This is a genomic window from Geotalea toluenoxydans JCM 15764, from assembly GCF_001311985.1.
GTDB classification, from domain to species: domain Bacteria; phylum Desulfobacterota; class Desulfuromonadia; order Geobacterales; family Geobacteraceae; genus Geotalea; species Geotalea toluenoxydans.
In genome coordinates, this window is sequence record NZ_BBCJ01000066.1 from 1 (window position 1) to 1330 (window position 1330).

Annotated in this window: 3 protein-coding genes; all 3 read right to left on the bottom strand. The window is 54.6% G+C overall.

All coding sequences use genetic code 11. The features are described from left to right. Positions 1 to 555: IS21-like element helper ATPase IstB (gene istB / locus JCM15764_RS20700; protein WP_243689559.1), on the bottom strand; the 555-nt coding region annotated here is incomplete at its 3' end. 283 nt (positions 556 to 838) lie between these two features. Next, positions 839 to 1081: a hypothetical protein gene (locus tag JCM15764_RS20705; RefSeq protein WP_243689560.1), complete on the bottom strand. Its 243-nt coding sequence runs from the start codon at positions 1079 to 1081 to the stop codon at positions 839 to 841. Next, positions 1005 to 1330 (bottom strand): Mu transposase domain-containing protein (locus tag JCM15764_RS30555; protein ID WP_439645366.1); only part of this gene is annotated, 326 nt, incomplete at its 5' end. The genes JCM15764_RS30555 and JCM15764_RS20705, both read right to left, overlap by 77 nt.

Consider the following 1330-nt stretch of genomic DNA (forward strand, 5'->3'; position numbering starts at 1 on the left):
TGTCTGGCAGGCGGTTTTGTATGCACCTCCTTCCCCAAGCCGAGAGCCAGCTTCAACCGTTGTCTTTGGTTTTGCCGTGCCTGGCCCAGGTTGCCGCATGAGGGCATGCGTCATTCTATAGCTTTTCGCTTCGAAGAGTAAAAGATGACCATGATGAACCAACCGATCGATCATGGCAGCGGCCATCTGCTCATCGGTAAAGATTCCTCCCCACTTCGAGAATTCAAGGTTCGTCGTGAGGATCAGGCTTTTACTCTCGTAACTGTCGGCAATAATCCTGAATAAAAGCTGGGAACCTTCCCGATCCACGGGAACATACCCCCACTCGTCCAAAATCAGGAGATCCAGCTGCTTTAAGTCCCGAATAAGGCGTTCGAGCGTGCCGGCCTTGTACGCCTGGGTAAGCTTAAGCACGAGTTCGGTAACTGTGAGGAACCGCACCGAAAGCCCCTTTTCACAGGCGGCAATGCCGAGTGCGATCGCCATGTGGGTTTTTCCGGTACCGACACCGCCATAGAGCACGAGATTCTTTTTTTTCGGGAATGAAGTCGGCACGAAGCAACTCTTCCTTGCTGAGGGCTGGCGGGAAGCGGATTTCTGAGAAATCGTAGTCTTCAAAGCTCTTGAAGACGGGAAACCCCGCACGATTCAGGAGCCTGGCTTTCTTGCCGCGTTCCCGTCGGTCGATTTCTTCTGACAGCACTTTTTAAGAGGAATTCTTCCTGCCGCGGGGTGGCTTCGCTCTCGCACAGCTCAACCACACGGCTTGAGAGCATGAGTTTGCGACTCATGGAGGCGATTGTAATCCTCGTGCGTTCGCGTTCCTGTGGTGTACGGATCATACCTGGACCCCTTCCAGGAATTCGTCGTACACATGAAGATCCTGGCCGCGCTCTGGGGCCATATTGAGCCCGTAGCCGGCAATCCTCGCGGCAAGGATCGCCGCGTCATGGAAGGATGTTCTGGAGCGCTGTACGCCTTCCTCGAGCGCTTGTACGGCGATTTCAAAGCCGTATTCGCTTGAAAGCGTGTGCATAGTCTTCAGCGTCGCGTGCAGCTGCGTGCGTTGCTGTCGGTCCATGAGAGATTTCAAAGGATCGGGAATCAGTTCCCGGGATTCCTGAGTTTTTCCATGCGCCGGGGTTATTCATAAGGACGGCGAGCGACGTACGATAATCGCAGCTGTCGCTTCGCCGTTCCCCATAGACACGGCTATGGCGAACTACAAGGCGTTTGTGGTCGTCCAGGATGTCGATCGAATGCGCGCGAATTGCGACGAGTACTTCCTGGCCTGCATACTCAGGACTCGTCGAGTAGTAGTGACGGGAAT